Origin of the sequence: Catellatospora sp. NPDC049133 (genome assembly GCF_040648455.1) — a bacterium.
Classification (GTDB): domain Bacteria; phylum Actinomycetota; class Actinomycetes; order Mycobacteriales; family Micromonosporaceae; genus Catellatospora; species Catellatospora aurea.
Genome location: NZ_JBEZDT010000047.1, coordinates 59,648 through 67,021 on the forward strand (window position 1 = coordinate 59,648; position 7,374 = coordinate 67,021).

At 68.5% G+C, this 7,374-nt stretch carries 10 protein-coding genes and 1 pseudogene; 8 read left to right on the forward strand and 3 right to left on the reverse strand.

Annotation, left to right across the window (positions count from 1 at the left end; genetic code table 11):
* The first annotated feature begins 61 nt into the window (after positions 1–61).
* Both AB0B35_RS37085 and AB0B35_RS37090 read left to right on the forward strand, forming a co-directional pair.
* Entirely contained in the window at positions 62–649 is a 588-nt protein-coding gene (locus AB0B35_RS37085) for a TetR family transcriptional regulator (protein WP_361055114.1), read from the forward strand.
* A gap of 282 nt (positions 650–931) precedes the next feature.
* Complete coding sequence (locus AB0B35_RS37090) at positions 932–1,366, forward strand: tautomerase family protein (protein ID WP_361055117.1); 435 nt, start codon at positions 932–934, stop codon at positions 1,364–1,366.
* A 363-nt stretch (positions 1,367–1,729) separates the two neighbouring features.
* Here AB0B35_RS37090 and AB0B35_RS37095 read toward each other — a convergent pair whose 3' ends face one another.
* Positions 1,730–2,698 carry a helix-turn-helix transcriptional regulator gene (locus tag AB0B35_RS37095; protein WP_361055120.1) on the reverse strand — a complete coding sequence of 323 codons (969 nt, stop codon included), beginning with the start codon at positions 2,696–2,698 and terminating at the stop codon, positions 1,730–1,732.
* Positions 2,699–2,902: 204 nt separating this feature from the next.
* On the opposite strand from AB0B35_RS37095, the gene AB0B35_RS37100 reads away from it, so the two are divergent.
* From AB0B35_RS37100 to AB0B35_RS37125, 6 genes are all read left to right on the forward strand, one after another.
* Entirely contained in the window at positions 2,903–3,154 is a 252-nt protein-coding gene (locus AB0B35_RS37100; RefSeq protein WP_361055123.1) for a hypothetical protein, read from the forward strand.
* Between the two features lie 18 nt (positions 3,155–3,172).
* A complete protein-coding gene (locus AB0B35_RS37105) occupies positions 3,173–3,595 on the forward strand; it encodes a type 1 glutamine amidotransferase domain-containing protein (protein ID WP_361055141.1) in 423 nt (140 codons plus the stop codon).
* 133 nt (positions 3,596–3,728) lie between these two features.
* Positions 3,729–4,988, forward strand: a complete 1,260-nt coding sequence (locus AB0B35_RS37110; protein ID WP_361055126.1) for an MFS transporter — start codon at positions 3,729–3,731, stop codon at positions 4,986–4,988.
* 100 nt (positions 4,989–5,088) lie between these two features.
* Positions 5,089–5,295, forward strand: coding sequence for a hypothetical protein (locus AB0B35_RS37115; protein ID WP_361055129.1), 207 nt, complete (start codon positions 5,089–5,091; stop codon positions 5,293–5,295).
* Complete coding sequence (locus tag AB0B35_RS37120; protein ID WP_361055132.1) at positions 5,292–5,633, forward strand: hypothetical protein; 342 nt, start codon at positions 5,292–5,294, stop codon at positions 5,631–5,633. Before AB0B35_RS37115 ends, AB0B35_RS37120 begins: the two co-directional genes overlap by 4 nt.
* Positions 5,524–6,405: a helix-turn-helix transcriptional regulator gene (locus AB0B35_RS37125; RefSeq protein WP_361055142.1), complete on the forward strand. Its 882-nt coding sequence runs from the start codon at positions 5,524–5,526 to the stop codon at positions 6,403–6,405. Before AB0B35_RS37120 ends, AB0B35_RS37125 begins: the two co-directional genes overlap by 110 nt.
* A gap of 30 nt (positions 6,406–6,435) precedes the next feature.
* Here AB0B35_RS37125 and AB0B35_RS37130 read toward each other — a convergent pair whose 3' ends face one another.
* Positions 6,436–6,582 carry a hypothetical protein gene (locus AB0B35_RS37130; protein ID WP_361055145.1) on the reverse strand — a complete coding sequence of 49 codons (147 nt, stop codon included), beginning with the start codon at positions 6,580–6,582 and terminating at the stop codon, positions 6,436–6,438.
* A 136-nt stretch (positions 6,583–6,718) separates the two neighbouring features.
* Positions 6,719–7,024 (reverse strand): annotated as a pseudogene (locus AB0B35_RS37135) (lyase family protein); the annotation flags it as partial.
* Between the last annotated feature and the right edge of the window lie 350 nt (positions 7,025–7,374).

Here is a 7,374-nt window from a genome sequence, read left to right on the forward strand (position 1 = left end):
TGACACCATAGGCCAACCTGGCACTGAGTGCCAGATAGACATTTCGTGTACGGTGAGCGCCATGGCGAAGATGACGGCGTGGGAACGCCAGCGCGCAGCTCTCCGCAAGGAGATCTCCGCCGCGGCGTGCGCGCTGTTCGTCGAGCAGGGCTTCGAAGCGACGACCGTCGACCAGATCGTCGAGACCGTCGGGATCTCACGGCGGTCCTTCTTCCGCTACTTCGGCAGCAAGGAAGACGTGCTGCTGGGCGACCTCACCGCGCGAGGCGATACTGTCGCGCGCGCTCTGGCCCAACACCCCGAGACCGAAGATCCCTGGGAGGCGCTGCGCGGCGCGATGCTCGCCACGCAATCCGAGACGTTCAACGACCCTGTGGCCGATCTCGCCATCGCGCGCATGATGCACCAGGCGCCCTCGCTGCGCGCCCGGCTCTTCGAGAAGCGCCAGCACTGGCGGGACGCGCTCGTGCCGCTCATCGCACAGCGCGTGCGCGGCCCCGACCCTGAGTTCACGGCATCAGCGATCGTCTCGGCGGTGCTCTCATGCATGGACACCGCATCCGACGCCTGGATCGCCTCTGACGGCCAAGCTGACATGCTCGACCTCTACGACGCCGCCGTCGCCGCCATCCGAGGCCCACGCGCCTGAACCCTGAGCCTCGACGCCCACGCCCGTCCCCGGCGATCCTCGTGGCCTGGTGTCGCGGCAAGCGACATGCTGACCGAATCCACAATCCGCGTGATACGGACCATGTCCGCACGTGATGATGGGCAGTGCAGAACGTCTGCGTGAATGCGGTCAGCCGCCAGGTGGACCCCCTAGCAGCGGGCCAGACGACGGTGGACATCGGCGCAAAGCGTCGGCCAGTTGCTTCGCTGCGGTCGGCACGCGCGAAGAACTGGGACACGGTCGCCGGATGGAGGAAACGCCATGCCACTGATCCACGTGTACTCGCCCGTCGGCACGTTCTCCGACGCCGCCAGAGACGCGCTGGCGGAGGAACTCACCACGACCATACGGGAACTGGAGAGGCTTCCCATGGCGCCCTACAACAAGAGCACGACGTGGATCTACTTCCACGACGTGCCACCCGGTCACGTCTATCACGGCGGCAAGCCGGGTGGCACGAACGTGATCGCCCTTGAGATCAACTACTTCGAAGGCGGACTCGACGAGGCAGCCAAACGTTCGCTGTACCAGCGATACACGCAGAGCATCGGCAAACATGCCGGCATCCCCGAGGAAGCGCGCGTGCCCGCCTACATCCTGCTGAGAGAAATGGACCCGGTGAACTGGGGCGTCTTCGGAGCCACCACCAAGATCGAAGAACTTCGCATAGCCCGCCCTGACAAGGACCCCATTTAAGCTCCAGCGCTATGTTCCAGCCGGGATTGCCACATTCACCGACTGGACACCAGCCGGCCAATTGCCGACGCCTCACTGCGTGCTCGCCTGGTATCGCGTCGGCCGGCTCCCCCGGCCTGTCGCACTTCTCACGGATCCGGCTACGAAACCCTGATCCGCTCGTCATGGTCGTCGAGCACGAACGCATCGAGCGCAACGGCGCGGTAAGGGCGGTGCTTCGCGGGTCCGCTCAGCTTCGCCGGATCCCACTCGCCCGGTCCTCGCGGATGACCCCGTGGAAGCGGCCGTACGCCCCGAAGGGCGGTGCCTTATGAGCCCATACCTTGGTCGGCAGCTCGGAGCCCGGCAACCGGGCGCTGCCGCTCAGGCCGGAGTCTGCGCTCCGGCGTTCGTGGTGCTGGTGGTGTCTTTCGGATTGGCGGTGGTTTCGCGCTTGTTCTGCGCGGTCCACATGGCCAGCAGCCGCATGTTGTCGGCGGAGCTGCTGCCGGGGTCGGTGGTGTAGACGAACAGCGTCTGGTCCTTGTCGCCAGGCAGTGCCATCGCCTGGTAGTGGATGGTGATCGGCCCTACGGCGGGGTGCGTCATCCGCTTCGACCCGTGCGTGCGCTCATGGACCCGGTGGTCGTTCCACCACGTGCGGAACTCCGGGCTCTTGATGGTCAGCTCACCGACCAGTTCGTTGAGCCGCTGGTCGCCGGGATGACGCCCGGCGTCCAGCCGCAGAGTGCCGACCACCTCGGCGGCGACCGTCGACCAGTCCTGGTAGATGGCCCGGGCCGCCGGGTCCAGGAACATCCATCGCGCGTAGTTGCGCTCGCGCGGCGGCAGCGCACGCCAGTCGGTGATCAGAGCACGGGCCAGGTCGTTTGCTGCCAGGATGTCTGTACGACGGCCCACGATGAACGCCGGATGGTCGACCATCGACGCGATCAACTGGTGGATCGCCGGCCGGACCCGCTGGACTTGGGGTTGCTCGGGACGTCGCCGGACAGGCCGGGCCAGGTCGACGAGGTGGGCGTGGGTAACGGCGTCGAGCCGAAGCGCCCGGCTCAGCGCGTCGATGACCGCCTCCGACGGCCGGTTGTGCCGTCCCTGCTCCAACCGCGTGTAGTAGTCCACGCTCACCCCGGCCAGCTCGGCGACCTCCTCACGGCGCAGACCCTGCACCCGCCGTCCCGGCCGGGATGCGTACTGCTCGAGCCCGAGCTTTTCCGGGCTCACTGCGGCCCGAGACGCGCGCAGGAAATCGCCTAACTCGTTTCTTTCAGCCATGCCATCCATCTTGCTGAGCCGTATCCCACACCAGTAGGCGCTGCGTGGCCACGCCATGCCCAGGCAGCCCACTCCCCCGGAACCACTGGGCCTGACCAGCGCTGTCCGCCGGCCCGTGACCGCAGCAGGATGGTCATGTCCCATTCCAGCGACCCGCGCGTGCGGCTCGCACAGACGAGTGGCCACCGCAGTGCGGCACTCGAACGGAATGACGAATTCGGGCCGCGTCCATCGGCCATCACACGGAAGAGGAATCAACTCATGAGCCGGATTCTGATTGTCATGTCCGCCGCGAGCGTCTGGGAGCGGACCGACGGGTCCCGGTACCCGACCGGATACTGGGCCGAAGAGCTCGCCGCCCCGCACGAGATCTTCACCCGGGCCGGTCATACCGTCGACTTCGCCTCGCCGGGCGGGATCCTGCAGCCGCTCGACCAGCACAGCGCCGATCCGGCGATCGCTGGCGACGACTGCGCCCACTACGTGGCGCACGCCCAGAACGCCCTGCGCTAGTTCGGCCCGCTACTCAAGCTGGCCGACGTCAAGATCGACGACTATGCGGCGACCGTCCTGCCGGGTGGCCACGGTCCGGTCGTCGACCTCTACCAGGACGCTGACCTGGGCCGGCTGCTGAGCGCCGCGGACCGTCAGGGCAAGCTCATCGGCGCCGTCTGCCACGGTCCGGCCGGGCTGCTGAGCGCCGTCGACGCCGAAGGCAACTGGCTGTTCGCCGGACGCCGGATGGCCGCGTTCACCGACGAGGAGGAGCAGCTGTTCGGAACGGCCGAAGGCGCCCCCTGGCTGCTGGCCAGCCGGCTGCGGGAGCAGGGCGCCCGCCACGGTCAGGGGCCGGCCTACCGGGCCTTCACCATCCGCGACGGCAACCTCTTCACGGGGCAGAACCCCGCCTCCAGCGCCCCCATGGCCGACGCCATGGTCGACGCCCTGGCCTGACCTCAAGACAGCCGTGTTTCACCGGGGTGCGCGTTCGGCTGGCGCGCACCCCCGACCCGGTCCGCTGTCGCCGTTGCTCGACGGGACGGTGGCGACGACGAACTTCTCCTCTTGACCGCGACGCGGAGTCACCATGTCACTCACCTCGACAATCTCCATGCCCCGACGCGCGCAAGAAGCGCCGCGGGCCGACACGCTCGGCACCAGCCCCAGGCGCGAAACCCCGACCTACTGGTTGTGGCTTGCCGCCTGCCCGGTGGCCACGCTGTTCATTCTGTCCAATTCGGCAACACCGCTGTACGCGTCGTGGCAGCGCGAGATGGGCTTCACGCAGAGCACCCTGACCGGGATCTTCTCGATATACGTCGCGGGTCTGGTCGTCTCGCTGCTCGTCTGCGGCCCGCTGTCCGACCGTGTGGGCCGCAAGCCGATCCTGCTGCCCGCCCTTGCCGTGTCCTTCGTGAGCTGCCTGGTGTTTCTGTCAGCCTCGTCCGTACCCGCTCTGCTGACCGCGCGCCTGCTCGCAGGACTGGCGGTCGGGGCCATCGTGTCCAGCGGCATGGCGGCAGTGGCCGACATCGCGGGTACGAACCGCAGGAAGACGGCTGCCCTGCTGTCGTCGTCGGCCATGGTCCTCGGCTCGGGTGTCGGAACGCTCTTCTCCGGAGTCGTCGCGCAAATGGCAGCCGCACCGGCGATGCCCGTGTTCGGCGCTGTGCTGGCCCTGGTGGCCGTCTGCCTGGTCCTGGTCGTCAAGATGCCCCTGCAGCCCGCCGCGCAGCCGGGCCGACGGCCGATCCGCCTGCCAGGTGTGCCTCGCACAGCCTTGTCGCACCTTGCGCTGGGGGTGTCGGCGTTTGCTCCGGGACTTTCGGGCACCTCCTTTCTTTCCTCGCTCGGCCCCTCCCTGCTGTACGGGATCACAGAAGACACGAACACGTCGACGGCCGGGACAATGATCTTCCTGATGTTCGCGTCGGCCACCGTCGTCCAGTTCGCCGCGCCACGATCCACCCCGCGGTCGCTGCTCGCGGCCGGGGCCACCAGCACGGTCCTTGGTATGGCCGCGCTCCTCTCAGCGGCCGCCCTCTCGTCACAGGTGGCGATCTTCCTCGCCGCCGCGCTCGTCGGCGCCGGTCAGGGGGCCGGGCAGCTCGCCGGGTTCATGCTGCTGAACGTGGCCGTTCCGGCATCGCGGCTGGCCGAGGCGAACTCCGCGCTCGGCGTGGGTGCGTACCTGCCGGCGGCGACGCTGTCGCTGGTCACCGGCCGTGTCAGCGACTCCACCAGCATCGAAACGGGTGCGATCACCTTGTCCGTCGTGCTCATGGTGGCAGCGGCGTGCAGTGCCGCCGCGACCTTCCTCTTCAGGCACCGCCTGCCTAGGCCATGAGGGCATTCGCCGGCACGCGCGTATGAGGCCCGAGTATCGGCTGCCCCTGGATCACGCAACCTTTCGAACCTCCAACGACAGCACGAAAACAGACCCTTTGATGAAAGACAACACTGCCGATGCGTTCGCCGGATCTGCACTGATCGAGCGCGGCGAGAAGCAGCTTTTCACCGACTTCGGGCTCGTCAGCTACGTCTACACGCAGACCGTCAGCCGCGCCGTCCGCCTTTCCGGAGGGCTGCATTCGGGCATGGTCGGCCTGAATCGAGGCCTGGTCTCCGATGTCGGAGCCCCCTCGGCGGAATGAAGCAGTCCGGTCTCGGGCGCGAGGGCGGGTCAACCGGGATCGACGAATACCTGGAGACGAAGTACGTGGCATTCGGGGTCCAACCCGTCGCCGCTGCCCGCCGCCCACCCCAGGGCGCGGCGGGCAGCGGCGACCATGTGCGCGACAGCGGACCGCGAAAACGCCCCGGGTTCTACCCATCCTGCTGCCGGTTGCGCAATCATGGACGACATGGCTGGACACTCGGAATTGGGAGAATTCCTCCGCAATTGTCGGGCGCGGGTGACCCCCGAAACGGTCAACGGGCTCGATCACGGGGGCAGCCTGGGGGGTCGTCGTGTCCCAGGACTGCGGCGTGAGGAGGTTGCCCGGCTGGCCGGGGTGAGCATCGACTACTACACCCGGCTCGAACAGGGCCGCCACGCCAGCCCCTCGGAAGCGGTCGTGGAGGCCCTGAGCCGTGTCTTCGGTCTCGACAAGGCAGCCCGAGCGCACCTGTACGACCTGGCAAGACCAGCGCGACGCGAACCCGACCAGGGCCAGGTCCAGCAGCGGGTCCGGCCCGCGATCCACCAGATGCTCGCCTCCATGACCAGCAACCCAGCATTCCTGCTCGGTTGCCGCACCGACGTGCTCGCCACCAACGCACTGGCCCGAGCACTGCTCGTGGACTGGCGCCAGATGCCCGCCCGCGAGCGCAACTACACGCGGTGGATGGTCTTGTCCCCGGAGGCCCGGATGCTCCACCAGGACTGGGCCACGGTGGCGGCCGATGCCGTCGGCTTTCTCAGGCTCTACGCGGGACGCCATCCCGACGACCCGCGGCTGAAGGAACTGATCGACGAACTGGTCATCAAGAGTCCGGAGTTCCGGACCTGGTGGAACGGACACCGAGTCCACGACCGGACATTTGGCACGAAACATCTCGTGCACCCTGTCGTCGGACCGATGACCATCCACTACGAGTCGCTCGTACTCCCCGGCGACCCCGACCAGACCCTCTTCATCTACAGCACCGACGTGGGCAGCCGATCGAGCGAGAGCATGCAGCTGCTCGCCAAGCGCGCCGGGCAGGACGGCCGTAGCCTCGAAGCAGCGGATGCTCGGCTACCAGACCCGGCGCCAGCCTGACCAGGGCGCCGACGAGGCACAACCCAGTGGTCAACCCCGCGCGAGGTCGCTCATGGCCTCGGGGACCGGCAGCGCCGGCACTTCGCGCCAGGCCGAGACCGCGCGCAGGCTGTTGATCACAGCTTCTCCCGGGTAGCCGTCGGCCGCGATCGGTGATTCCGGCAGCAGATGCGCCACACCGCGCTCTTGCGCAGCCTCTCGCACGGCGGCCGTGAGGGCTGTCTGCTGGGACCGGGCTCGCGCGGCCGCTTCGTACACGCAGACCCAGCCGGGCTGCCATCCCCGCGCGAACCTGGCCGGAGGAGGGTCCCAGCGCCGCGGATGTCCCGCCGGCGCCGAACAGCGACACGACCGCGATGCGCGGCTGAGCCTGTGCGATCCGCCGGCGGTGCCTGGTCAGCTGCGCCAGCAGGGTCGCCAAGGTGGCACCGAACGTGGTCGGGACGGCCTGCTGAGCGTGGGTGCGCGCCGCCATCACCGTGCGCGCGTGCGCCGCCGCCCTGGCCGCCAGGGCATCCCCGAGCTGCCCGAGTCGCCGGTCGAGGGCGGCCAGCGAACGGGCCAGCTGCAACGCGAGCCCGGTGTCCATGATGTCCTGCGTCGTCGCGCCGTAGTGCACGCGACCCGCGGCACCGGCCGGCAGGGTGTGAACTGTTGGTCGGGTTAGCTGAGCGTGACTGCATTCGGTTCGCCCTGGTGGCGGTGTGGCCGGGTGCAGGATGCTGGGCGTTGTCGTGGGTGGCGGTTGTGTCAGGGGCGGGTCGTAGGCTCATGGCAGTCCTGATTGGCCGGTGTGCGGGGGTGTGGTGATGGCGGTGGGTCAGCTCACCGCGACCGCGACCTGCGCGGCGATGTCGGCGACGGTCGAGGCCGACGGCCAGCGGGTCGGTGAGCGGGTGCTCGCCGCGCGGGTCGGTTGGCTGGCCGAGCTGGTCGGGCAGCTGGCCGCGCAGATCGTGGCCGAGCACT

Bases quoted from the DNA above. Each gene is read 5' to 3' on its own strand.
- AB0B35_RS37085 (WP_361055114.1), top strand. From the start codon at position 62: ATGGCGAAGATGACGGCGTGGGAACGCCAGCGCGCAGCTCTCCGCAAG.
- AB0B35_RS37090 (WP_361055117.1), top strand. From the start codon at position 932: ATGCCACTGATCCACGTGTACTCGCCCGTCGGCACGTTCTCCGACGCC.
- AB0B35_RS37095 (WP_361055120.1), bottom strand. From the start codon at position 2,698: ATGGCGTGGCCACGCAGCGCCTACTGGTGTGGGATACGGCTCAGCAAG.
- AB0B35_RS37100 (WP_361055123.1), top strand. From the start codon at position 2,903: ATGAGCCGGATTCTGATTGTCATGTCCGCCGCGAGCGTCTGGGAGCGG.
- AB0B35_RS37110 (WP_361055126.1), top strand. From the start codon at position 3,729: ATGTCACTCACCTCGACAATCTCCATGCCCCGACGCGCGCAAGAAGCG.
- AB0B35_RS37115 (WP_361055129.1), top strand. From the start codon at position 5,089: ATGAAAGACAACACTGCCGATGCGTTCGCCGGATCTGCACTGATCGAG.
- AB0B35_RS37120 (WP_361055132.1), top strand. From the start codon at position 5,292: ATGAAGCAGTCCGGTCTCGGGCGCGAGGGCGGGTCAACCGGGATCGAC.